The organism is Eikenella sp. Marseille-P7795 (assembly GCF_916618725.1).
GTDB lineage: Bacteria > Pseudomonadota > Gammaproteobacteria > Burkholderiales > Neisseriaceae > Eikenella > Eikenella longinqua.
On record NZ_CAKAJZ010000005.1, the window covers coordinates 68,642 to 93,699 of the forward strand.

The window sequence follows — 25,058 nt, forward strand, 5'->3', positions numbered from 1 at the left end:
GCATCTCTTCCGACGGATGCGGCGGTTGGCTGTTACCGGTTGTTGCCGTTTCGCGTACCCTAAACCGCCCGGCTCCGGCCAGCGCACTACCGTGCCGTGGTAAAGCCGCCGCCGAACGATCGGCTGATGTGCATAAAGGAGAGGTTTGATGCAATTATCAGGCGCACAAATATTGGTGCAAAGTCTCAAGGCCGAGGGCGTGGAATACGTGTTCGGCTATCCCGGCGGCGCGGTGCTGGAAATCTACGACGCCATCTATCAACTCCACAAATTCGAGCATATCCTGGTGCGCCACGAGCAGGCCGCGGTACACGCCGCCGATGCCTATGCGCGCGTGAGCGGCAGGGTGGGCGTGGCGCTGGTTACCTCCGGCCCGGGCGCCACCAACGCCATCACCGGCATCGCCACCGCCTACAGCGATTCCATCCCGCTGGTGGTGATTTCCGGCCAGGTGGCCTCGCCGGCGGTGGGCACGGATGCCTTCCAGGAAATCGACATGGTGGGCGTGTCGCGCCCCTGCGTGAAGCACAATTTTCTGGTCACTTCGGTGGACGATTTGGCGCCCACCATCAAAAAGGCCTTCCAAATCGCGCAAAGCGGCCGCCCCGGCCCGGTGGTGGTGGACATCACCAAAGATGCCACGCAAACGCTGTCGAAATTCAGCTATCCGCAGGAAGACATCTTTATCCGCTCTTATCAGCCGGTTACGCACGGGCACATCGGCCAGATTAAGAAAGCCGTGCAGATGCTGGCGGCAGCCAAACGCCCGCTGGTGTATTTCGGCGGCGGCGTGATTTTGGGCAACGCTTCCGAACAGCTCATCGACTTGGTGCGCCTGCTCGACGCCCCCTGCACCGGCACGCTGATGGGCTTGGGCGGCTACCCGGCCTCCGACCGCCGCTTCCTCGGCATGCCCGGCATGCACGGCACCTATGAAGCCAACCTGGCCATGCAGAATGCCGACGTGATTTTGGCGGTGGGCGCGCGTTTCGACGACCGCGTGATTTCCGTGCCCGGCAAATTCTTGGAAGCCCCGAAGAAAATCATCCACATCGACATCGACCCATCCAGCATCGCCAAGCGCGTGAAGGTGGACGTGCCGATTGTGGGCGACGTGAAAAACGTATTAACGGAAATGCTCGGCCTGTGGCGCAAACAGGAGCTCGCGCTCAACCCGGCCGCCTTGGAAAAATGGTGGCAGCAAATCGAAGCCTGGCGCAGCCGCGACTGCCTGTATATCGAGCCGCGCTCGGATGTGATCCTGCCGCAGCAGGTGATCCGCACGCTGGCCGAGGTAACCAACGGCCGGGCGATCATCACTTCCGACGTGGGTCAGCATCAAATGTTCGCTGCGCAGTATTACCCCTTCGATGAGCCGCGCCAGTGGCTCAACTCCGGCGGCTTGGGCACCATGGGCGTGGGCCTGCCCTATGCCATGGGCGCTTATTTGGCCGCGCCCGAGCGCGACATCTGCTGCATCACCGGCGAAGGCTCGGTGCAGATGAATATTCAGGAGCTGGCCACCTGCAAACAATACAATCTGCCGGTGAAAATCATCTGCCTGAACAACGGCTACCTAGGCATGGTGCGCCAATGGCAGGAGCTGTATTACAGCAACCGCGAGGCGGAAACCTATTTCGACACCCTACCCGACTTCGTGAAGCTGGCCGAAGCATACGGCCACGTGGGCATGCGCATCAGCAACCCGGCCGACGTGGAAGGCGCGCTGCGCGAGGCGCTGGCCTTGAAAGACCGCCTGGTGTTTATGGATTTCGTGGTGGACCGCAAACAAAACGTCTTCCCCATGGTCGGCAACGGCAAGGGGCTGGACGAAATGGTGTTGCCGCCGCATATGCGCGAGCGCAAAGCCGATTCTGATGTAAACGAAGTCACCGACCGCCACTACGACAAAAGGAGCGTGCCATAATGCGACACATTTTATCCGTTTTGATGGAAAACGAATCCGGCGCCATGAGCCGAGTGGTCGGGCTGTTTTCGGCACGCGGCTACAACATCGACTCCCTCTCCGTCGCCCCCACGGAAGACGCCACCCTCTCCCGCATGACCATCGTTACCCACGGCAACGACCAAATTGTGGAGCAGATCACCAAGCAGCTGAATAAATTGGTGGAAGTGGTGAAAGTGATCGATTTCAACCACTGCCGCCATGTGGAACGCGAGCTGATGCTGGTGAAAGTGCGCGCCGTGGGCAAAGACCGCGACGAGCTGCTGCGCCTCACCGACATCTACCGCGGCCAAGTGGTGGACGTAACCGACAAGAGCTATGTGATCGAAATCACCGGCACCAGCGACAAGCTCAGCAGCTTCCTGGAAACCGTGCCCAAAGGCCTGATTCTGGAAACCGTGCGCACCGGCGCCGCCGGCATCGGTCGCGGCGAGCGGATTTTGAAAATTTGATGTTTGAGCGGCCTATTGAGATAGGTTGGAAATTTTTCAGGTAGCCTGTATGCAGCAATACAAGCTACCTGAAAATATTTGTGGCACAGCTTCCCCCTCCACAGTGCTTAAGGCTACCTGAAAACCGAGCTTCCGCAAGAAGCAGAGTTTCTGCAAAGCTAAAACCAACCCACGCCCAAAGACCAAAACCGCCACAGAGCGCTCTTCACTTGCCCTAACTCGGCCGGCAGCAATAAACACCAAATCTCCAATCAAAGCAGTGAAAATCACTTTTCAATGCCTGAAATAATAGTTAATAACCGGTTTTCCACTATTCCCCCATTTTGCAGAAAACCGCCGAAAACCTTGCCGCCACCCTAAGCGCGGCATAGAATCCCCAACCATCTTCCCGCCAATTTGCTTAAACCGCAGCGGCAAACGCCGCCTTTTTCATCCCCAGAGCCCATCGTGAACACCCCCATCTATAATTTCTCTGCCGGCCCCGCCGTCTTGCCCGAATCCGTGTTGCGCACCGCACAAAGCGAAATGTTCGACTACAACGGCACCGGCTTTTCCGTGATGACCATGAGCCACCGCTCCGACGTATTCATGAGCATCCTCTACCACGCCGAGCAAGACCTGCGCCAGCTGCTCGGCATCCCCGACAACTACAAAGTCCTGTTCCTGCAAGGCGGCGCCAGCGCCCAATTCAACATGACCGTGATGAACCTGAGCAACGGCTTCAAGCGCGTCGATTCCGTGGTAACCGGCAACTGGAGCCGTATCGCCCATCAGGAAATGGGCAAGCTTTCCGATGTAAACATCCACCTGGCCGCACACGGCGGCGAGCAGTTCAACTACACCGACCTGCCGCCCGTTTCCTCCTGGGACATCGACCCGGGCTCCGCCTTCGTGCATTTCGTCATCAACGAAACCGTGCACGGCCTGCAATACCGCGAAGCGCCCAAACTCGGCGCTGGCATGCCGCCCCTCGTGTGCGACATGTCGAGCGAGATTTTGTCGCGCCGCATCAACGTGGCCGACTATGGCGTGATTTATGCCGGCGCGCAGAAAAACATCGGCCCCTCCGGCACCACCATCGTCATCATCCGCGAAGACCTGCTCGAACGCTGCTCCAGTCGCGTGCCCGACGTGTGGAACTACCGCTCCCACATCCAGCGCCAAGGCATGTACAACACCCCCGCCACCTACCCCATCTACATCGCCGGCCTCGTGTTCCGCTGGCTGCAATCGCAAGGCGGCGTGGCGCAGATGGAAACCATCAACACCCTCAAAGCCAAAACCCTGTATGCCGCCATCGACAACAGCGGCGGCTTCTACCGCAACCCCGTCGCCCCCGCCGCCCGCTCCAAAATGAACGTCATCTTCAGCACCGGCAACCCCGATTTAGACGAACTCTTCGCCCAAGAATCCACCACCCGCGGCCTGCGCCTCTTGCGCGGCTACCAGAGCATGGGCGGCATGCGCGCCAGCATCTACAACGCCATGCCCCTGCAAGGCGTGGAAGCCCTGATCGAATTTATGCGCGAATTCCAAAAACGCTACGGCTAATCCCCTGCCCCAGGCGTATAATCAGGCTACCTGAAAACTATTTTTCAGGTAGCCTTCCCCTTTTCAGGTAGCCCTTTATCGATGGAGCCCGCCATGATTAAAATCGAAAACGCCGTCAGCGAAACCCTGCTCATCCCCCTCTACATGAAATACCGCGCCGCCCAGCAGCCCAACCCCATCCTGCGCGACGAAGCCGCCTGCCGACTCGTGCCACAAATCGACTACGACTTCACCGGCCTCGCCCACGCCAAACACACCATCGTCGGCACCGCCATCCGCTCCCGCCATTTCGACCAACTCACCACCGACTTCATCCGCCGCCACACCCACCCCGTCATCGTCATCCTCGGCTGCGGGCTCGACAGCCGCCGCGAACGCCTCGGCAGCCAAGCCGGCAACGCCCCCTTCTACCAGCTCGACCTGCCCGAAGTCATCGAACTGCGCCGCCGGCTCCTCCCCCCGCAAGCCAACGAAACCCTGCTCCCCTCCTCCGCCTTCAGCACCGAATGGATGGAAGATCTGCAAACCCGCCATCCCGAAGCCGCATTCCTCTTCGTGATAGAAGGCGTGCTGATGTATTTCCCCATCGACACCGTGCGCAGCCTGTTCCAAAACCTCGCCGCCCGCTTCAGCGGCAGCGAAATCGCCTTCGACATGTGCAACAGCTGGACCGCCAAACACTCCGCCCGCCACGAAGCCATGAAAAACGCCCGCGCCCGCTTCGAATCCTACTGCGACAACGAACGCGAAGCCGAACAATGGGCCGGCAACCTGCACCTCGTCTCCAGCCGGCTCCTCATCGGCGATTTTCCCGCCGAATGGAAGCGCACCGGCTGGCTCTCCTACCACATCATGCGCCTCGTGCCTTCCATACGAGAAAGCACCCGCCTGCTACACTACCGCATTGATTAGCCGCAAACTTCAAGCATATCCAACACAAAGGCTACCTGAAAATTTTTTCAGGTAGCCTTTTTCTTTATTCCGCCTGTATTTCAGCGAACCGCCTACGGATAACACCGCCGCCGAATCTCCACAATCTTCTCCGCCGCCGCCACGCAATCGGCCACGGGCGCCACCAGCGCGATGCGCACATAGCCCGCGCCCGGGTTGCCCTGCGCCGTGTCGCGCGCCATAAAGCGGCCGGGCAGCACTTGGATGGCGGCTTCGCGCCACAGCGTGCGCGTAAAGGCCAAATCGTCGCCGTCGGGCGCTTTCAGCCACACGTAAAACGATGCGTCCGGCCGTTCCACTTCAAAGGCTTGCGCCAAAATCGGCAGCACTTTGGCAAATTTTTCCTGATACAGGCGGCGGTTGGCAAGCACGTGTTCTTCGTCGTTCCAAGCGGCGATGCTGGCCATTTGCACGGGCAGGCTCATGGCGCTGCCGTGGTAGGTGCGGTAGAGCAGGAAATCTTTGAGCAGCTTGGCGTCGCCGGCCACGAAGCCGGAGCGCAGGCCGGGCACGTTGGAGCGTTTGGAAAGGCTGGTGAACATCACCAGTTTGTCGAAACTGCGCCCCAGTGCGGCGGCAGCTTGCAGGCAGCCGATGGGCGCTTCGCCTTCAAAATAGATTTCGGAATAGCATTCATCGGCGGCGATGATGAAGCCGTAGCGGTCTTGCAGGGCGAAGAGCTCGGCCCAGTCGGCCTGCTGCATCACGCTGCCGCAGGGGTTGTGCGGCGAGCACACGAATACCAGGCGGGTGCGCTGCCACACGGCTTCGGGCACGCTGCCCCAGTCGGGCTGGAAGCGCGGGGCGTGGCAGTTGGCGAAGGCGGTTTCCGCACCGGCCAAGAGCGCGGCGCCTTCGTATATCTGGTAAAACGGGTTGGGGCACACCACCACGGGCTTGGGCTGCGCGCTGCCGTCGAGCACGACTTGGGCGAAGGAAAACAGCGCCTCGCGGCTGCCGAGCACGGGCAGGATTTCGCTGTCTGGGTTGAGCGTGAGGCCGTAGCGGCGTTGTAGGAAGCCGGCGCAGGCTTGGCGCAATTCGGGCAGGCCGAGGGTTTGCGGGTAGGTGTCGAGGCGTGGCAGGGCGGCGGTGAGCGCATCGGTAATCACGGCGGGCGCGGGGTGTTTGGGCTCGCCGATTTGCAGCGGCACGGGGGCGAGGCCGGCGGGGGCGTCCACGCCTTGCATGGCCTCGCGCAGGCGGGCGAAGGGATAGGGCTGGAGTTGGGCTAAATGCGGGTTCATGATGTGCGCTCGGGAAATGGGGAGAGGCGGCTATTGTAATCGCCAAGGGGCAATCAGGCTACCTGAAAAACGGAGTCTTTAAACCGCAAAGGCTTTGCTTTTACGAAAATTAAAGTTTGGAGCGGGATGATGGCTGCGGCAGGATTTTCAGGTAGCCTTCAAGCTGAAGATTATGAATGGGAAGATTCTTATCTGTGGCAATTGAGATTTTTTCAGGTAGCCTCCGGGTCAAGCCGATACTATGGATAAAGGCTACCTGAAAACCGAACACAGCGTGTTGATGGTTTTCAGGTAGCCTTCTGCTTCAGGCGCAGTGCCGGTTAGAACAGCGCGTCAATCTCCTGCGAGGGCGCGGCACCGCCACCGCCTTGCGGCTGTACCGGCTCGATTGCCGTGCCTTCGTCGGGAATCACGGGATCGCCGCCGGCGGCTTGGATATCGACCGCATCAGGCGCGGCACCGCGGTTGTCGATGGCCAGGCGGGCGCTGGTACTCTGCTGTTCTTGCAGGAAGTATTCGCCGCCGTTGCGCACAATTTTCGCCGGCATCGGCATTTCTTTCTGCGGCACGCCTTTGAGCGCGTAGCGCATGTATTCTACCCACACCGGCAGGGCAATCGTGCCGCCGAAGCCAGCGCGGCCCATGCTGCGCGGTTTATCGAAGCCGATATACACCACGCCCACCAAATCGGGGTTGAAACCGGCAAACCAGGCGTCTTTGTTTTCGTTGGTGGTACCGGTTTTGCCGGCAATATCGCGCCGGCCGAGGGCATTGGCGCGCGCACCGGTGCCGCGGCGCACCACGTCTTGCATGATGGTGTACATGATGTAGGCGTTGCGCGGGTCAATCACCTGCGGCGCGCTCTCGCCGGCCACCAAAGGCTTCATCTGCGCACGCAGGCGGCCTTGGCTGTCTTCGATGCGGTCTATCACATAGGGCGAAACTTTGTAGCCGCCGTTGGCAAACACGGCATAAGCCTGCGCCATCTGCAAGGGGGTGGCCACGCCGCTGCCCAAGGCCATAGATAAGGAATCGGGAATCTGCCTAGGGTTGAAGCCGAAACGCTGAACATATTGGTGCACTTCGTGCGGGCCGAGCGCCATCACGATGCGGATGGACACCATGTTTTTGGAAGCGGTCAGCGCCTGGCGCAGGGTGATGAAGCCGGAATAGCGGCCGTCGGAGTTTTTCGGGCGCCACGGGCGGCCGCCGGAACCCATGCCGGGTAACTCGAGCGGCGCGTCGTTGATGGTGGTGGCCGCCGTCATGCCTTTGGCCAAGGCAGCGGAATAAACAAATGGTTTGAAGGTGGAGCCGGGCTGGCGTTCGGCCTGGGTGGCGCGGTTAAAGCTCTTGCTGTGGAAGTCGAACCCGCCCACCAGTGCGCGGATGGCGCCGGTTTTGCTGTCTAAGGCCACAAATGCGCCCTGCAACTCCGGCATCTGGCTGATCTGCCAGCCGCGATCCAGTTTGCGCACGCGGATTACCGCGCCGGGGCGGATGGCGTTGTCTTTGCCGTTGTTGATGGTGCGTGCCACATAGTTGAGCGAGCTGCCGCTGATTTTGATGCGGTCCCCGCCCTGGATATAAGCTTCAATGCCCGACCGGCTGGCCTGCAACACCACAGCGGGCTGCAAACCGTCTACGGTGTAGACCGCATCCAGATATTGGTCTAGGTTTTCGTCCAGCACATCCGGCTCGATGGTTTTCAGGTCGATAAAGGCTTCCGCACCGCGATACGCGCCTATGCCGAACCCTTTAAGTGCACGGCGCAGGGCGTGTGTGGCCACCTTTTGGCTTTCCAAGCTGACTGTGGTGTACACGCGGAAGCCTTGGGTGTAGGCCTCTTCGCCGTAGCGGTCATACATTTCCTGCCGCACCATTTCGGCCACATACAGGGAGTTTTGGTCAATCTCCACCTGCTGGCGCTGGTAATGCAGCTCTTCGGCCAAAGCCTGATCGCGCTGTTGCGGCGTGATCATCTTCTCTTCCACCATATTGTTCAGAATATATTGCTGGCGCAGTTTGGCTCGAGCCGGATTCACAATCGGGTTGAAAGAAGACGGCGCCTTGGGCAGGCCGGCCAAAATCGTGGCTTCGGCCAAAGTCAGATCTTTAACCGGCTTATTGAAATAAATCTGCGAAGCGGCAGCAAAACCGTAAGCGCGTTGGCCCAAATAAATCTGGTTAAAATACAGCTCGAGAATCTGCTGTTTGCTCAACGACTGCTCAATCTTATAAGCCAGCAGCGCTTCGTTGAATTTGCGGCGGTAGCTGCGTTCGTTGGTTAAATAGAAGTTGCGAGCCACCTGCTGGGTAATGGTACTGGCGCCGGATTGCACGCCGCCGGCACGGAAGTTGCCGATCAGCGCGCGCGCCACACCGGTCACGTCCACGCCCCAGTGCTGGTAGAAGCGTTTATCCTCTGCCGCAATCACCGCATTGATCAACACCGGCGGAAATTCGTCAATTTTGGTAAACGCACGGCGCTCCTCGCCATACATGCCGATCAACTTACCGTCTGAAGAATAAATCGTCAGCGGCATCCTCGGCTGATAATTTGTTACCGTCTCCAAAGTGGGCAGCTTCGGATAGGTAACCAAAACCGCAATCGCCAACAGACCGACCCCGAATAAGGCCAGCCCCAAAAGCAATCCAAACACTGTTTTAAAAATTTTTCTGAACATAACTAAAGATTTTTCTATCAATATGTACTTTGACTAAAGTAAACTATACCTTAATTTATGCAAGAAAACGCTAAACCTGATATAAATTTACCTGTGACCGATTCGCCGGTCTTTCAAAGGGAGGCTTAAAGATGCGAATATCAAAAAAACCAAAAAAATCAAAACAAAAGACTAAAATGTCTTTTGGCAGCAAAGGCTGCTTGGGCGTGGATATTACGCCAAATGCCATTAACATGGTACATCTTGCCGGCAGCGTTCCGGGTAATTTAAGGCTGGAAAACTACACCATCCAACCCCTTCCCAAGGGCGTTATTATAAACGGCAACATCGAAGACCATGACCAACTCGTGTCATATTTACAACAAGCTTACCAACAGCTCGGTAGCAGTTGTAAGAATGTGACAGCCGCCCTGCCACAGTCATTAACTACTATCCAAAATGTCTCCTATGACGCACGTAGCTCCGACCTGCCTTTGGAAGAGTTCGTTGAGTTAGAAGCCAGCCAAACCATTGGATCCGACAATCTGAGTTATGACTACCAAATTACCGATGAATTGCAAAACGGTAATGTTACTGAAGTAGTGATGGCCGCAGCCAAACGCGATGACGTAGATTTGCGATCAGATCTATTCGCAGATGCCGACATTCCGCTATCTCAAATGGACGTGGACACTTTTGCAGTTGTGAATGCCTTCTCCGTTTGGATTGATCAATTCGCCCCGGATCTGGAGCATCAAAAACTGGCTATTTTCCATGTGGATGAAGAGCAAACCAAAGCCTTGATTCTGCAAAACGGCAATATCGTCTATAAACAGGAAACCAACTTCGGCAACAAACAGCTGACCCACAACATCCAGCGTCAGTATAAGCTGAGCGAAGACGATGCTTGGAGCATGCGTTTTAAAGGTAACAAACCGGCTGACTTCCAAGGTGCGGTAGCCGACCATTTCAACAGTCAGCTTACCCAAGAAATTCAGAGGGTTTTACAGTTCTACTACACGACTGTAAGTAGCGACTACCAAGACAGCGTGAAGCATATCCTAATTTCTGGGTGTCCGTTCATGCAGCCTTTCGGCCTCGCTAAAACCGTTTATGCGCAAACCAATATCTCTACCCAACAAGTAGAACCTATTGCTAGCACCCAAACCGGCAAGCAGACCGAAACTTCTAAATTCAACCTAGAATCCGGCCAACTAACCGTTGCCTTCGGATTGGCTGTAAGAGGACTGTAAAATGATTCCATTAATTAGACTCAATATGCTGCCCTACCGCGAGGAACAGGACAAGCAAAGAAAAACGCAATTTACCCGACTGATGGTGTTTTCTGCATTAGTAGGTGTGGGTCTGCTTGTGCTTACCTATGTATCTCTCAGCGGCATGATTCTCAACCAAGAGTCTCGTAACCAAGAATTGGCCGATGGTATATCCAAACTGGATATTGAAATTAAAGAAGTGCAATCTTTAGAAGCTGAAAAACGTGATTTCTTGGCTCGTAAAGCAAAAGTTGAAGAGCTGGAAAACAAACGCTTTGAAGCTGCTAGGATGATTGACTCCTTGAATACCGTCGCACCCGAAGGTGTTTACCTAACCGGCATCAAAGCTAAAGATGTCAGCACTTATACCCTGATAGGCAAGGCAACCAGCGACAGTAAAATTGCTGACTTCATGCGCGTGATCCCGACTACCAATGTTTTCGGGCAACCTTCCTTGGATAGCATCAATAAAGTAGATTCTGTACAAGAATTTGAGCTTTCCGTAGCGGTTTCTGCTTCTGCTCCAATGAATCCTGATTCTGCAAACTTTGCTCCTGTAGTTATGCCTACAGAATCAGCCACGGATTCAGCTGCTTCCGTAGTAGCACCCAACACAGCAGCATCTGCTACCTCTTCCGTACCTACTTCTTCCCCTGCAAACTAACGGAAGGATCCAATCATGGCACAAAAAATTGATTTAAATAATCTATATAAACAAAACAAACTGGTTCAGCTTGGCGCTGGTATTGTTATCGTTGTTCTTCTTTTAGCTGCTGGCTACTTTGCCCTTTTTCAAAGCCAATGGGAAGAGCTAGGCACCCTAGAGCAAAAAGAAGAGGAATTAAAAACAGAATATCAGGATAAAGCCAACCAGGCAGCAAATCTTCCCGTATTAAAAGATGAGCTGGAAAAAATCCGTACCGCTTTTAACGTATTGTTGAAACAATTGCCAACCGATGCTGAAATTCCTAACCTGATTCAAGAATTGCATCAGGCTGGTGCGAAAAACAGCATGCGGATGAACAGTGTCAAACCTTTACCACCCGTTGATCTGGATAACGTGCAACAACTTCCATATGAAATCTCTATCACTGGGAGCTATGAGCAAATTGCACAATTTGTTCGTGATGTCGGTCGTTTATCCCGTATCGTTACATTGGATAAGATAAACCTTGTTCCTTCGGATGCCAAAGATAGCAACGGCTTGCTTACCTTAACTGCTAATGCCAACACTTATAAAGCAATAGCACCCAGCGAAGCTGCTGCTGCATCTGCCGCATCTCAGGCTGAATAACCAATACATCAAAGTCTTTATGTAAGGATATTTACGATGAAGAAAAATATATTATGGTTCTCAGCACTTTGCATGCTGACAGCCTGCTCTCTAACCAAAGGTGACTTGCAACAATGGATGGACAATGCTCGAACCCAAGCGAAAAATAATGTTCGCCAACCAGAGATTCCTACAATTTCAAAATCTCCAGAGTATATTGATCCGGTTATTAATGGCTTGAATATTTTTGATTCCAAGCGCCTCCGCCCCACCCAGCAAAATGGCGTTAACGCCCCCAATCCAAATAGGCCAAAAGAAATTTTGGAAAACTTCAGTTTGGAAAGCTTGCGCTATGTGGGTTCCATCAAACAAGGGAATCAGCTTTCCGCCTTTGTGGAAGCAGATGGTCATACTTATACCGTACGCGTTGGTAATTATCTTGGTCAAAACTATGGCCAGATTACTGCCATTACTCCAGACAAGCTGATTTTGTCTGAAGTAACAGAAGACAGTTACGGTGCATGGCAACGTCGAACAGCAGAATTGGAATTGAACACCCAAGATGCTAACCAATCAAAACCTAATTAAACTTACCAAGGGATTTACGCTATGAAGATCAAAAAACTGTACTATCTAACCGCTTTAGGTATGAGCTTGGCCATGCAAGGCGTATTGGCTGGTAACATCACGGATATCAATGTATCAGCTCTGCCAAACAACCAAAAAGTCGTCAAAATCCGTTTTGACCGCGATATGCTGAAACCGAGTGGTTTCATTACCACCACTCCGTCTCGTATTGCCTTAGACTTTCCGAATACTGGTGCCAATCTTAGCCAGCCAGTACTCCAATATAATGACAGCCTTCTGAGCCAGATTGCTGTTGCCCAAGACAGCAGCAAAACCCGCGTATTGCTCAACTTGAACCGCCCTGGCCAATACAATGCAGAAATCAAAGGCAATGAAGTTTGGATTTATATCAACGAAGCTGGGCAGTCTCCTGCTAGAACGTCGGTAGCAGCGGCTGCTCCTGCTAACCAAATCCAACAGGAAACTCTGACTGTAACCGATAGCAGGCCAGCTGCTGCCCAAAGTACTCTTGGGAGCAATACCGCCAATGTAGGCGTTGACTTCCACAAAGGCAGCAATAACTCCGGTGTAATCGAAATCAATACTGCTGGCTATCGTGGCACTCCGGAAGTTAAACAACGTGGCAATAACTTGGTTATTTTGATGAGAAATAACCAACTTCCGATCGCTGCACAACGTAATCTTGATGTAACCGATTTCAGTACTCCGGTTCGCACCATTAATCTGCGCCGTTTGGGCAATGATACCGAAATCACCATTAAGACTCAGGGTGGTTGGGAATACAAAACTAACCAAGCTGCCAGCCGCTACTCTATTACCGTTTCCCCCAAGACTGTAGTAGCTGAAGACGGCATCAACCGGAATCGTAACCGTCACTTCACAGGTAAGCGCGTTTCTTTGGACTTCCAAGACGTAGATGTGCGCACTATTCTGCAAATTTTGGCCAAAGAGTCCAATATGAATATCGTGGCCAGCGACAGCGTTTCGGGCAAGATGACCTTATCTCTGAAGGATGTACCTTGGGATCAGGCTTTGGACTTGGTGATGCAGGCACGTGGATTGGAAGCCCGCCGTAATGGTAACATCATCAACGTTGCCCCTAGCAAAGAATGGCAAGATAAGGACATTAACGACTTAGAAGCCGCCAAGCGTGTTGAAGAGCTCGGCCCGCTGATATCTCGTACTTTCCAACTGAAATACAAAGACGTCAACGAATTCCGTAAAATTTTGAACATCGATGAGAATGGTGGCTCTCGATCTAGCGGTAACGATCGTAACACCCTGCTGAGCAGCCGTGGTTCTGCTGTAATCGACCCCGCAACCAATACTTTGATTATCAAAGATAACCGTAATGTAATCAAAGAATTTGAAAATCTAATTGCACAATTAGACGTTCCTGCCCGCCAAGTGATGATTGAAGCCCGTATTGTTGAGGCCAAAGACGGCTTCTCCCGTAACTTAGGTGTGCGTTTTGGTTACAACCGCACCATCGGCTCAACCCGATTTGGTAGTGGCTTAGGTGGCTCTACTAATGACATATTCAACTTTGCCCCGAACGTAAACCTGCCGGCCGCAGCCGCCACGTCTTCACTAACCATCGTGCGCGCCCTGTCTTCCGGTGCACTCGGCTTGGAATTGAGCGCTATGCAAGAGCAGAACCGCGGTAAGATTATCTCCAGCCCGCGCGTGCTGACTCAAGACCGCAAAGAAGCCACCATCAAATCTGGTCGGGAAATCCCCTATCAGGAAGCCTCTTCCAGCGGCGCCACCAGCACCAGCTTCAAAGAAGCCGTGTTGGGCTTGACGGTGACCCCGCAGATCACGCCCGATGGCAATGTGATTATGGACATTAAACTGAACAAAGACTCAGTAGATGAAACCTGTAGCGTATTGGGTACGCCTTGCTTGCAAACCAAAGAGCTGAACACCCGTGCCATGGTGGAAGACGGCGGCACCATTATCTTGGGCGGTATCTATGAAGAAGATAACTCCAATGCCCAATACAAAGTGCCGTTGCTGGGTGATATACCAGTCATTGCCCCCTTGTTCCGTGGTACCAAGCGCAATACTGAGAAAAACGAACTGCTAATCTTCATCACCCCGCGCATTATGGGCAGCGAAGGCAACGTTCTGCGCTACTAAGTAGCCATCTTCCGATTGATTCGGTTAAAATGCCTGCCATGGACAACATGGCAGGCAATATTTTTCTCATCGGCTTGATGGGCGCAGGCAAAACCACACACGGCAAGCAATTGGCAGCGCTATTGCACCGTGATTTTGTCGATAGCGACCAACTCATCTGCCAACGCACCGGCGTCTCCATCCCCACTATTTTCGAGCTGGAAGGCGAAGCCGGCTTCCGCAAACGCGAAGCCGCCGTTATCGACGAACTCACCCGGCGCCACTCCCTCATCCTCGCCACCGGCGGCGGCGCCATTCTCGCCCCCGAAAACCGCCAATGCCTGCAAAACCGCGGTACCGTTATCTATCTGCACGCCACCCCCGAAATTCTCTACCAACGCATCCGATACGACAAAAGCCGCCCCCTGCTTCAGGTAGCCGACCCGCTTGATAAACTGAAGCAGCTCTACCAACAGCGCGACCCCCTCTACCGCGCCACCGCCCACCTCGTTTTCAACATTTCCCCGCAACACTCCTGCCCGCAAATCACCAAGCAGCTGTTGCACCTCATCCAACAATCCAGCCCAGAAGCCCCATAATGCAAACCCTGCAAGTCCACACCCCCGGCCACAGCTATCCCATCCATATCGGCCACCGCCTGCTCGACAATCTCGCCGAGCTCATCCGCCCCCACATCCGCGACAAAGCCGCCATCATCAGCAACGAAACCGTCGCCCCCCTCTACCTCGCCCCCGTAGAAGCCGCCTGCCGCCAGCTCGGCATCCCCTTCTGCGCCATCATCCTGCCCGACGGCGAACAATACAAAAGCAACGAATCCCTCCAGCAAATCTACACCGGCCTGCTGCAACACCACACCGACCGCCGCACCACCCTCCTCGCCCTCGGCGGCGGCGTTATCGGCGACCTAGCCGGCTTTGCCGCCGCCACCTACCAACGCGGCATCCCCTTCATCCAAATCCCCACCACCCTGCTCAGCCAAGTCGATTCCTCCGTGGGCGGCAAAACCGGCATCAACCACCCCCTCGGCAAAAACATGATTGGCGCCTTCTACCAGCCCCAAGCCGTCATCGCCGACACCGCCACCCTGCGCACCCTCCCCCCGCGCGAATTTTCCGCCGGCCTCGCCGAAGTCATCAAATACGCCCTGCTCGGCGACATCAACTTCCTCGCCCAACTCGAGCACACCATGCCCGCCCTCATGCAGCAAGACCAAGCCGCCCTCGCCGGCACCATCCGCCACTGCTGCCAAATGAAAGCCGATATCGTCGAACAAGACGAAAAAGAGCACGGCATCCGCGCCCACCTCAACCTCGGCCACACCTTCGGCCACGCCATCGAAACCCAAATGGGCTACGGCAACTGGCTGCACGGCGAAGCCGTGGCCGCCGGCATGGTGCTCGCCGCCCGCCTTTCCGAGCGCAAAGGCTACCTGAAAACCGCCGACACCGAGCGCATCATCCGCCTGCTGCAAGCCGCCCGCCTGCCCGTATCCCCGCCCGATTTCAGCGCCGACACCTGGCTCGCCCACATGCAGCACGACAAAAAAAACCAAGCCGGCCAAATCCGCCTCGTCCTCCTCAAGCAGCTCGGCCAAGCCGCCGTAGAAGCCGGCTTCAGCCGAGAAGACATGGCCTCCCTACTGCAAAGCGTTTAAACAGCCAGCCAAATTTTCAGGTAGCCTCTCCCCGCAGCAGGCTACCTGAAAATATAAAATTCAACAAAATTTAAAACTGTTCACTACCAAACGATTAATTACGATTAAAACTGATTTAGATAGTTGTACACCAAATGCGGCACACCAAATGCGGCATAGAAAAATAGAAACAGATCTGAACTGGGTACGGCAATTTCTTGAAATATTAAAACAGTATATAGAAACTAACCATTTAATACCTATTTCGCAGTATTATGCTGGCATCGGTTGCCGAGAACATAAAATTGCAGCAGGAATGATGGAAAATGTTCGGGCAACCGCAGAGCAAATTGCTCGATTTTTGCAATCACGCGATATGATTTTGCGTTCCGGCGGCGCAAGTGGTTGGATAGCTATTTCGAACAGGCTTTGTTGCTTACCCATTCAAAAGACGAAAAATCTGCCAAAGACATTTATTACGCTATCGACACAGATAAAATTACAGACGAAACCGCCCACAAAATGCTGTTTGGCATCACAGCTTATTTCCACCCCACGCAAGCCAAATTATTACAACAGGAAATACAGTACATTACACCATTGGCAAGAAATCTCTTCCAAATCATAGGAATCGAACCTTTTCAGGATACTGGCTGCATCACATTGATGCAACAATTAAAAGCAAATGGGTCAGTCGATATAAACAAATTGGAGCTTGACATTCGCCCAGTCCGTTTTGTTTTGTGTTATACCGAAGACGACTGTGAAAACCATCAAGGTAGGACACGGCAAACCGGCGGGACCGGACAGACCATTAGTTATGCCGATTATTTCGGTATTCCCATTATCAATCTGAAAAACCTAGATATAATGAACCGGATTAACCAGCAATTGATTTGATTGTCCAGAAATTATTACTTTTTTATTATTATCGAACTACCACTATACATCACTAGGCTTAAGGCTACCTGAAACCCACCCACTCCAGTACAATCCCGCCACCCGTTTTCGCTTCGCCCAACCCAGCCTTGGCCGCAGCCAAACCATTTTCAGGTAGCCCATTCCCCATGAGCCCCAGCTTCAAACAACAACTCAAGCTTACCGACACCACCGCCGGCAAACTCGCCAAGCTGCACATCCGCAGCCTGTGGGACGCCGTGCTGCACCTCCCCCTGCGCTACGAAGACGAAACCCACCTCACCCCCATCAAAGACGTCCCCGTCGGCCTCTCCTGCCAAGTAGAAGGCGAAGTCACCCACCAAGAAGTGCAATTCCGCCCCCGCCGCCAGCTCATCGTACAAATCCGCGACCACTCCGGCAGCGTGCTCCACCTGCGCTTCATCCACTTCTATCCCAGCCAGCAAAAACAGCTTGCCGTAGGCAAACGCATCCGCGCCATCGGCGAAATCCGCCACGGCTTTTTCGGCGACGAAATGGTGCACCCCAAAATCCGCGACGCCGCCGGCCAAAGCCTCGCCGAAAGCCTCACCCCCGTTTACCCCACCGTATCCGGCCTCAGCCAGCCTACCCTGCGCCGCATCATCCGCCAAGCCCTCGAGCACACCGACCTCGCCGACACGCTACCTGAAAACCTGCTCGCCCGCCTCAAACTCCCCCGCTCGCCCCAGCCTGCACCTCCTGCACGCCCCGCCGCCCGAATATAGCGTCAGCCAGCTTTCCGACGGCAGCCTGCCCGCCTGGCAGCGCCTCAAGTTCGACGAACTGCTCGCCCAGCAGCTCTCCATGCGCCTCGCCCGCGCCCAGCGCCTCAGCGGCCAAGCCATGCCGCTGGAAGGAGACGGCAGCCTCACCGAGCACCTGGTGCAGAGCCTGCCTTTCGCCCTCACCGCCGCCCAACAGCGCGTGCTGGCCGAAATCCGCCAAGACCTCGCCCAGCCCCACCCCATGCACCGCCTGCTGCAAGGCGACGTGGGCAGCGGCAAAACCATCGTAGCCGCGCTCGCCGCGCTCGCCGCCATCGAAGCCGGCGCCCAAGTGGCCGTGATGGCGCCCACCGAAATCCTCGCCGAACAACACCACATCAAATTCCGCCAATGGCTCGAACCGCTCGGCATCAGTGTGGCCTGGCTTTCAGGTAGCCTCAAAAAGAAAGAAAAAGAGCAGGCCAAAGCCGCGCTCGCCGACGGCCGCATCCGCCTCGCCGTGGGCACCCACGCCCTGTTTCAAGACGACGTATCCTTCCACAACCTCGGCCTGGTGATTGTGGACGAGCAACACCGCTTCGGCGTCGCCCAGCGCCTCGCCCTGAAAAACAAGGGCCGCGACGTGCACCAGCTCATGATGTCGGCCACCCCCATCCCGCGCACTCTAGCCATGAGCTTCTTCGCCGACCTCGATGTATCCATTATCGACGAGCTGCCGCCCGGCCGCACCCCCATCAAAACCCGCCTGGTAAACAACCTGCGCCGCCGCGAAGTGGAAGGCTTCGTGCTGGCCACCTGCAAAAAAGGGCAGCAGGCCTATTGGGTGTGCCCGCTGATTGAAGAGAGCGAAGTGCTGCAACTGCAAACCGCCACCGACACGCTCGCCGAGCTGCAAGCCGCCCTGCCCGAGCTCACCGTCGACCTGGTGCACGGCCGCATGAAAGCCGCCAACAAAGCCGCCGTGATGGCCGAATTTGCCGCCGGCCGCATTCATGTGCTGGTGGCCACCACCGTGATCGAAGTGGGCGTGGACGTGCCCAACGCCGCGCTGATGGTGATCGAACACGCCGAGCGCATGGGGCTTTCGCAACTGCACCAACTGCGCGGGCGCGTGGGGCGCGGCGCGGCCGTATCCAGCTGCGTGCTGCTGTTTGCCGAGCCCCTGGGCGACACCGCCAAAGTCCGCCTCAAAGTGATCTACGAACACACCGACGGCTTCGAAATCGCCCGCCAAGACCTCAACATCCGCGGCCCCGGCGAATTCCTCGGCGCCCGCCAAAGCGGCCTGCCCATGCTGCGCTTCGCCGATTTGGAACAAGACCTGCCCCTGCTCGAAGCCGCCCGCCAGCTCGCCCCCGAGCTCATCGCCCATCACCCCGACATCGTAGAGCGCCACCTCGACCGCTGGCTCGCCAGCCGCGAAGCCTATCTCGGCGTGTGAACGCACACAACAAAGGCTACCTGAAAACAATCATGCCCTGCGATTTGGGTAAAACAGGTTTTCAGGTAGCCCTTGTTTTTCAGGTAGCCTATCGCGCCTCCTTCGGGCTACCTGAAAACAAACCGCCTTGCTTGTCAATGTAATGCAACTGCGTTTTCAGGTAGCCCTTCCCCCTCCGAGACACCCAGCCTTTGCCGCCGTGCATTTTCCCCACAACCCGCCGCCCACCAAGCCGCCGCCCCCTGCGTCCACAGTCTTCTTCAGTTAAAATATAGCCCTATCCTCACCACAGCCAAGCCATCATGAACACCCCCGAATTCGACCGCTACGCTCCGCCCTCCACCCCCGCCGAAGAACAGCCCAGCCGCGATGCCGACGGCTATCTCGGCGAACCGCAATCCGTCGGCCCCGGCCACGCGCTCGTTTGGCTGCGCAACGTCTGGCGACTGTTCAAGCAGCAGCCAATCAAATGGCTGGGCGCGTCGCTGCTGATCCTGCTTGCCAACTTCGTCATCATTCTGCTGCCTTTTATTGGCATGTTGCTGCAACCGCTGTTCATGATGGTTATCCTAGCCGGCATCGCCTATGCCGCGCAGAGCCTCGAACAGCGTGGCAACTTCGGCATCGGCGATATCTTCCTCACCGGCTTCTGGAAAAACGGCAAATCCCTGCTCGGCGCAGGCCTGTTCAGCCTGGCGCTCTCCTTCCTGTACGGCATAGCCATATTCATTCTACTTGGTAATGATGGTTTAGACGGCTTAGAAGCTTTCGCCTACAGCAGGCAAAACGATATGCCGGCCGGCATGAACGCCTTGAATATCGGTTTCTTCGTCGTTTACCTGGCGCTCACCTTCCTCGTGCCCACGCTGATTATCTTGCAAAACGAAAAACTGTTCCGCGCCGTCGGCCTGAGCTGCAAAGGCTTCCTCCGCAATATCGTCGGCGCGATATTGTGTGCCCTTTATGTCGGCCTTGCCTTCTGCGGCACGATATTCAGCACCGTGTTTCTAATCGGGCTGCTGAGCTCGCTATCAGCATCATCCGGTATGGGCTGGCTGGTCGTGCTGCTGGTTATCCTCATCATGCTGGCCTTCCTGCCCATATTGTTTCTCCTGCCCTATGCGGTGTACCGCGATTTGTTTTTCAAAGAGGAATAACGTTCGCGCCCGCCGCCCAAATTTTCAGGTAGCCTCCACCGGCATACAGGCTACCTGAAAACCATTCATCCAAACACTCACACACACCGCCCATGCCGCCCCACCGCCTTCCAAACCCTCAAAACCATCGCCAGCCAAAACCGACGCCGCCTCATCGGCACTTTCTCGCTGGTGGCAGCGGAAAACCTGCTCATCAACACCTACCCCCTGTTTGCCGGCTTCGCCATCAACCAAGTGGTGTCCGGCAGCCTGTGGGGCGCAGCGGGCTATGCGCTGCTGATGATTGTGATCTACAGCGTGTCGGCCGCGCGCCGCAGCGTGGACACCCGCGCCTTCGCCAAAATTTACGCCGAAACCGCCGTGCCGGTGATACTGCGCCAGCGCGAAAGCGGCAGCGGCCATTCCGAAACCGCCGCCCGCGTGGCGCTCTCGCGCGAATTTGTGGATTTTTTCGAGCTGCACCTGCCCTTGTTCACCACCTCGATATTTTCCGCCGCAGGCTCGGTGGTGATGCTGCTGGCGATTGAATTTTGGGTGGGCGCGGCGGCGCTGCTGGTGGCGGCGGTGTTCGCCCTATTGGTGCCGCGTTTCGCCGCCGTAAACGACCGGCTCTACCACCGCCTGAACAACCGCCTGGAAAAGGAAGTGGACTTGGTGGGCACGGCCAACGAGCGCGCGCTGTCGAAGCATTATTCCTTCTCCGCCCGCCTGCGGATTTTGATTTCCAACCGCGAAGCCGCCAGCTTCCTGGCCATCGGCCTGGCCATGAGCTTCCTCTTCGGCACCGCGCTGCTGCTACTCACCCTCCAAGGCTACGGCAGCGCCGGGCATGTTTATTCCGTAACCACTTATCTGTGGAACTTCGCCATGAGCCTAGACGACAGCCCGCAGCTCTTGGAGCAATACGCCAAGCTCAAAGACATCGGCAAACGGGTGGAGGTGTAGCGCCAAGCGCTTGTGCGCATACTGCGCCAGCGTAAAAGGCTACCTGAAAAACCAAAGCCTATTCACGCCGCTCAAGCCTACGCCGCCCCGCATCGATGCCCGGCAACGCTTCGGCAGCATTTTAGCTGCGCTGAAGCTGGCGCTTTAGCTTCGCAGAAACTCAGCCTTGACTGTGTCAAGACATCGTTTTAGCTGCGCCGAAGCTGGCGCTTTCAGGTAGCCTCTTCCCCGCAACTTTATAGTCAAACCAAGCCGCAATCCGTATAATCCTGCCGCAGCCGCCGCTTTTTCGGGGCGGCGGTTTTATTTCCCGCCTTTTCCCCGTTGCCCGCCAACAGCGCAAAAGGCTACCTGAAAACGTGCGAAGCGAGTTCCTGCAAAGCTAAAACATAGCCAAGCAATACTTCTGCTAAGCCAACGCTCCCCCACACCCCATCACATCATGAACCAAAATCCCTCCGTTTTCGGCGGCGCCATGATTATTGCCGGCACGGTAGTCGGCGCCGGCATGCTCGCCAACCCCACCGCCACCGCCGGCATCTGGTTTGCCGGCTCGCTCGCCGTGCTGCTCTACACCTGGTTTTCCATGCTCTCCAGCGGCCTGATGATTCTCGAAGCCACCACCCACTACCCCCAAGGCGCCAATTTCGACACCATCGTGAGCGATCTGCTCGGCCGCGGCTGGAGCATTATCACCGGCCTCTCCGTGGCCTTCGTACTCTACCTGCTCACCTACGCCTACATCTTCACCGGCGGCAACCTCACCGCCCAAGCCCTCGGCGCGCCGCTGCCGGTGGGGCAGATTGTGTTCACCCTAGTGTTTGCCGGCTGCGTGTGGTGGTCCACCTTCTGGGTAGACCGCGCCACCAGCATCCTCATCGGCGGCATGGTCATCACCTTCCTGTGGGCCAACGGCGGCCTGCTCGGCTCCGCGCAAAGCGCCATCCTGTTCGACACCCTGGCCGGCAGCCACGGCGGCAACTACTGGATCTACCTGGGCACCGCCCTGCCCGTGTGCCTCGCCTCCTTCGGCTTCCACGGCAACGTGTCCGGCCTGTTCGACTACTTCCGCGGCGACGCCAAAAAAGTGGCCCGCTCGCTGTGGCTGGGCACGCTGATTGCGCTGGTCATCTACGTGCTGTGGCAGTTTGCCGTGCAGGGCAACCTGCCGCGCAGCCAGTTTGCCCCCGTGATTGCCGCGCAAGACAACGTGGCCGCCCTACTCGCCGCGCTCTCGCAAGTGGCCGGCAGCGGGCTGGTGAAAGTGCTCTCCTTCTTCTCCTACATGGCCATCGCCTCCTCCTTCCTCGGCGTGACCCTCGGCCTGCTCGACTACCTCACCGACCTGTTCAGCTTCGGCCGCAACCGCGCCGGGCGCAGCAAAGCCGCCGCGCTGGCCTTCCTGCCGCCGCTCGTTGCCTGCCTGCTGTTTCCCACCGGCTTCGTGATCGCCATCAGCTACGTCGGCTTCGCCGCCACGGTGTGGACGGCCTTCGTGCCCGCCCTGCTGCTGCACGCCTGCCGCAAAAAGTTCGGCGCGGGCAAGGGCTACAGCGTGTATGGCGGACGCTGGCTGATGGTGTGGGTATTCCTGTTCGGCCTGGCCAACGTGGCTGCGCAAGTCCTCAGTCGTGCGAATATTTTGCCTGTGTTTACTGGCTGATTGGTTTGCAAAAATTTTTCAGGTAGCCTACCAAGGGCTACCTGAAAACATTTGAGGCTACCTGAAAAATGTAGATCGCGCATTCATACCTAACCTACGGCCGCTTAGAGGCTACCTGAAAAAAGAGGACGCTGCCCGCGCCCTCTTTTATCATGCCTTGCCCGCTCAATTCCCATGCGGGCCCGCCGCAGCTGCACCGCCGGATTTTGCCGCCGCCAGCAGCTTGCGCACCAACACCGTCAGCGCAAAAGTGGCCGCGATCACCGGCAGCGTGGTGCCCAAAGGCGGCTGCCATTCCAGCATTTTGCGGTAGAACACAAAGCCCGCCAGCCACAGCGCCAGGCTCACCCAATCCGCCGCCCCCGCCGCCGGCGCACGTTTCAGCACAAAATAATCCGCTATCTGCACTGCAATCATCGGCGCAAACACCGAGCCGATAAAATACAGAAACGCCTCAAAACGCCCCACATCAAACAGCAGCGCCAGCAGCACGCCCAGCAGCGTTACCCCCGCCGCCACCGCCATTTCGCCCAAGCGCCCACTGATGGCATGGGCGCTCACCCCCGCCGAATACGCATCCAAAAACGTGGTGCTCACCGTAGACAACACCACCACCACAATCCCCGCCGCGCCCAGCCCCGCATATTGCAGCATCGGCGCAATCTCGCTCTGGCCGGCAAACAGCGCCGCCGCCAAACCGATGGCATATATCCACGAGCTAGTGCAGAAATAAGCCAGCGTGGCCGCCAGCGTGGCCGGGCGCGCCTTAGCCGCACGCCGCGTGTAGTCCGACACCAGCGGCAGCCACGACAGCGGCATCACCGCCGCCAGCTCCACCGCCAGCCCGAAGCTCATCGCTTCCGATTGCTGCACAGCCGCCGCCGGCTCGCCCGAGGCTACCTGAAAACTCAGCCACAGCGTGAGCAAAAACAGCGTACTCATCGACACCACATTGATTTTGCTGAAATTGCGCATCCCAATACGCAGCCACAGCAAAATCAGCATGCCGATGATAATGCACCACCCGGCCTGCGCCCCGCTCCAGCCCGCCGTGAGCGCCGCCGCAGCCTGCGCCCCGGTGAAAATCATAATCGCCGTCCAGCCCACCAGCTGCACCACGTTCGCCGCCGCAAACAGCAGCGAGCCGCGCCGCCCGAAGGAAAGCTGCACCGTTTCCATCGCGCTGCGCCCCGTTTGCGCCCCAATCAGCCCGGCCAGGTAAAACAACACCCCGCCAATCACATGGCCGACGGCCACCGCCAACAGCCCCATGCGCCAGCCCAGCGGCGCAAACAGCATGCCGGTGAGGATTTCCGCCACCGACACCGCCGCCCCAAACCAAATCAGCGCCGAAGCGCCCGCCGAAAGTTTACCGCCTTGATCTTGTTCCATTTGATGCCTGCTCCCAGTTGTTCGTTTGCAAAACCAGCCGGGCCTCCGCGCCGCACATGGCCACAAAAAACCCGGCAACTTAGGCCGGGGCACACAACACGCACTGAGAAAAAGGCAGCTTCGCCTTCGGATGCCGGCAGATTCGATTCCAAGCGCAACCCGGCAAGCCAACGCCGCGATGGTTCCATCATCCGCCATAGTTAGTTCCCTACGCCGGTGCTAACCGGATCAGGTACAACGGGTATCCTCTCAGCCGCTTTGCGCAGCACCCCGACTAATTGCCCGCTGATTATACCCCGCCGCCCCGCTTTGTCCAACCAGTTGCCAAACGGGCAGCAGGCTACCTGAAAATATATTCACCCCTCAAGCCCGCACATCTTTGTGCTGTCTATGTATAATACCGCTCACCAACAAGAGAAAACCTTTGCTAGTGTATTGAAAATTTTACTTTTTAAAAAAGGGAATGCTATGAATTTTTCGGACAAACAAAACCGCCAAGTTATCGTGTGGACTACTTTAATCGGCGGCTTTATCAGCTCTTTGGTCAAGTGGGGCTCGGAAGTGAATACCCCGCCGCGCATGCCGGGCGAAATTTCCCCGCCGGGGGCGCATATCGACGCCTGGTTGGGCTGGCTGGGCATCAACCAGCATTCTTTAGACTATACCTATCAGGGCGTGCACGTTTTGGGTGCGGTTACTTTATACCACTGGCTGTTTAGCTTTGCCTTCGCTTTGGTTTATGTAGTCGGATCGATGTATTGGTCGAAGATGCGTTTGTGGTGGGGTGCGTTGTACGGCATCATCATCACGCTGGTGATGCACGGCCTGCTGATTCCCGCCTTCGGCTTCCGCAATCCGAAATATGCCGACGGCGCAACAGGTTGGCTGTGGAACTTGAATTTTGCCGAGCATTTCAGCGAAATCATGGGGCACATTTATTGGTCTGTTTCCATCGAAATCTGCATGATTGCGGTGCTGGCGCATTTCGGCCGCCCCTTGTACGGAAAATGGTGGAATGATTAATGATTGATGGCCGCGGCAAATGGAGCTTGG

At 56.5% G+C, this 25,058-nt stretch carries 20 protein-coding genes, 1 pseudogene and 1 riboswitch; of the genes and pseudogenes, 18 read left to right on the top strand and 3 right to left on the bottom strand.

Features of this window, described 5'->3' with window-relative positions; all coding sequences use genetic code 11:
• The first annotated feature begins 148 nt into the window (after nucleotides 1–148).
• The 4 genes from ilvB to LG371_RS08620 all read left to right on the top strand — a co-directional run bounded on the left by ilvB (nucleotide 149) and on the right by LG371_RS08620 (nucleotide 4,881).
• Nucleotides 149–1,927, top strand: a complete 1,779-nt coding sequence (ilvB, locus tag LG371_RS08605; protein ID WP_225748269.1) for a biosynthetic-type acetolactate synthase large subunit — start codon at nucleotides 149–151, stop codon at nucleotides 1,925–1,927.
• Nucleotides 1,927–2,418 (top strand): acetolactate synthase small subunit, encoded by a 492-nt coding sequence (ilvN, locus tag LG371_RS08610; RefSeq protein ID WP_067592839.1) that lies wholly within the window; start codon nucleotides 1,927–1,929, stop codon nucleotides 2,416–2,418. The genes ilvB and ilvN overlap by 1 nt, the downstream gene beginning before the upstream one ends.
• A gap of 444 nt (nucleotides 2,419–2,862) precedes the next feature.
• Nucleotides 2,863–3,969, top strand: a complete 1,107-nt coding sequence (serC, locus tag LG371_RS08615) for a 3-phosphoserine/phosphohydroxythreonine transaminase (RefSeq protein WP_067592836.1) — start codon at nucleotides 2,863–2,865, stop codon at nucleotides 3,967–3,969.
• 93 nt (nucleotides 3,970–4,062) lie between these two features.
• Nucleotides 4,063–4,881: a class I SAM-dependent methyltransferase gene (locus LG371_RS08620; RefSeq protein ID WP_225748270.1), complete on the top strand. Its 819-nt coding sequence runs from the start codon at nucleotides 4,063–4,065 to the stop codon at nucleotides 4,879–4,881.
• 92 nt (nucleotides 4,882–4,973) lie between these two features.
• Here LG371_RS08620 and dapC read toward each other — a convergent pair whose 3' ends face one another.
• Together dapC and LG371_RS08630 are read right to left on the bottom strand one after the other, a co-directional pair.
• Nucleotides 4,974–6,167, bottom strand: a complete 1,194-nt coding sequence (gene dapC / locus LG371_RS08625) for a succinyldiaminopimelate transaminase (RefSeq protein ID WP_225748271.1) — start codon at nucleotides 6,165–6,167, stop codon at nucleotides 4,974–4,976.
• A gap of 320 nt (nucleotides 6,168–6,487) precedes the next feature.
• Complete coding sequence (locus LG371_RS08630; protein WP_225748272.1) at nucleotides 6,488–8,854, bottom strand: penicillin-binding protein 1A; 2,367 nt, start codon at nucleotides 8,852–8,854, stop codon at nucleotides 6,488–6,490.
• 131 nt (nucleotides 8,855–8,985) lie between these two features.
• On the opposite strand from LG371_RS08630, the gene pilM reads away from it, so the two are divergent.
• The 13 genes and pseudogenes from pilM to LG371_RS08695 all read left to right on the top strand — a co-directional run bounded on the left by pilM (nucleotide 8,986) and on the right by LG371_RS08695 (nucleotide 22,613).
• The gene (gene pilM / locus LG371_RS08635; protein WP_225748273.1) at nucleotides 8,986–10,086 is read left to right on the top strand and encodes a type IV pilus assembly protein PilM; all 1,101 of its coding nucleotides are present in this window, start codon (nucleotides 8,986–8,988) and stop codon (nucleotides 10,084–10,086) included.
• Nucleotide 10,087: 1 nt separating this feature from the next.
• Entirely contained in the window at nucleotides 10,088–10,771 is a 684-nt protein-coding gene (locus LG371_RS08640; RefSeq protein WP_067592825.1) for a PilN domain-containing protein, read from the top strand.
• Nucleotides 10,772–10,786: 15 nt separating this feature from the next.
• The gene (locus tag LG371_RS08645) at nucleotides 10,787–11,401 is read left to right on the top strand and encodes a type 4a pilus biogenesis protein PilO (RefSeq protein ID WP_067592821.1); all 615 of its coding nucleotides are present in this window, start codon (nucleotides 10,787–10,789) and stop codon (nucleotides 11,399–11,401) included.
• Between the two features lie 36 nt (nucleotides 11,402–11,437).
• A complete protein-coding gene (locus LG371_RS08650; protein ID WP_179945906.1) occupies nucleotides 11,438–11,968 on the top strand; it encodes a pilus assembly protein PilP in 531 nt (176 codons plus the stop codon).
• Nucleotides 11,969–11,989: 21 nt separating this feature from the next.
• Nucleotides 11,990–14,110 (top strand): type IV pilus secretin PilQ, encoded by a 2,121-nt coding sequence (pilQ, locus tag LG371_RS08655; RefSeq protein WP_225748274.1) that lies wholly within the window; start codon nucleotides 11,990–11,992, stop codon nucleotides 14,108–14,110.
• A 29-nt stretch (nucleotides 14,111–14,139) separates the two neighbouring features.
• On the top strand, nucleotides 14,140–14,688 hold the full coding sequence (locus LG371_RS08660; protein ID WP_067592815.1) for a shikimate kinase: 549 nt from the start codon (nucleotides 14,140–14,142) through the stop codon (nucleotides 14,686–14,688).
• A complete protein-coding gene (aroB, locus tag LG371_RS08665) occupies nucleotides 14,688–15,764 on the top strand; it encodes a 3-dehydroquinate synthase (RefSeq protein WP_225748275.1) in 1,077 nt (358 codons plus the stop codon). Before LG371_RS08660 ends, aroB begins: the two co-directional genes overlap by 1 nt.
• A 384-nt stretch (nucleotides 15,765–16,148) precedes the next feature.
• Nucleotides 16,149–16,643: a hypothetical protein gene (locus LG371_RS08670; RefSeq protein WP_225748276.1), complete on the top strand. Its 495-nt coding sequence runs from the start codon at nucleotides 16,149–16,151 to the stop codon at nucleotides 16,641–16,643.
• 167 nt (nucleotides 16,644–16,810) lie between these two features.
• Nucleotides 16,811–18,848: pseudogene (gene recG / locus LG371_RS08675) on the top strand (ATP-dependent DNA helicase RecG).
• Complete coding sequence (locus LG371_RS08680) at nucleotides 18,845–18,991, top strand: hypothetical protein (protein ID WP_225748277.1); 147 nt, start codon at nucleotides 18,845–18,847, stop codon at nucleotides 18,989–18,991. The pseudogene recG and the gene LG371_RS08680 overlap by 4 nt, the downstream one beginning before the upstream one ends.
• Nucleotides 18,992–19,150: 159 nt before the next feature.
• Nucleotides 19,151–20,005: a BPSS1780 family membrane protein gene (locus LG371_RS08685; protein ID WP_225748278.1), complete on the top strand. Its 855-nt coding sequence runs from the start codon at nucleotides 19,151–19,153 to the stop codon at nucleotides 20,003–20,005.
• A gap of 63 nt (nucleotides 20,006–20,068) precedes the next feature.
• A complete protein-coding gene (locus tag LG371_RS08690; protein WP_225748316.1) occupies nucleotides 20,069–20,950 on the top strand; it encodes an ABC transporter six-transmembrane domain-containing protein in 882 nt (293 codons plus the stop codon).
• A 439-nt stretch (nucleotides 20,951–21,389) separates the two neighbouring features.
• Entirely contained in the window at nucleotides 21,390–22,613 is a 1,224-nt protein-coding gene (locus tag LG371_RS08695) for an aromatic amino acid transporter (protein ID WP_179945907.1), read from the top strand.
• Nucleotides 22,614–22,778: 165 nt separating this feature from the next.
• On the opposite strand, the gene cytX is transcribed toward LG371_RS08695, so the two are convergent.
• Nucleotides 22,779–24,005 carry a putative hydroxymethylpyrimidine transporter CytX gene (gene cytX, locus LG371_RS08700; protein ID WP_225748279.1) on the bottom strand — a complete coding sequence of 409 codons (1,227 nt, stop codon included), beginning with the start codon at nucleotides 24,003–24,005 and terminating at the stop codon, nucleotides 22,779–22,781.
• A gap of 188 nt (nucleotides 24,006–24,193) precedes the next feature.
• A riboswitch (TPP riboswitch) is annotated at nucleotides 24,194–24,288 on the bottom strand.
• Nucleotides 24,289–24,473: 185 nt separating this feature from the next.
• Here cytX and LG371_RS08705 point away from each other — a divergent pair.
• A complete protein-coding gene (locus LG371_RS08705) occupies nucleotides 24,474–25,028 on the top strand; it encodes a DUF1440 domain-containing protein (protein WP_067592799.1) in 555 nt (184 codons plus the stop codon).
• Nucleotides 25,029–25,058 lie beyond the last annotated feature (30 nt).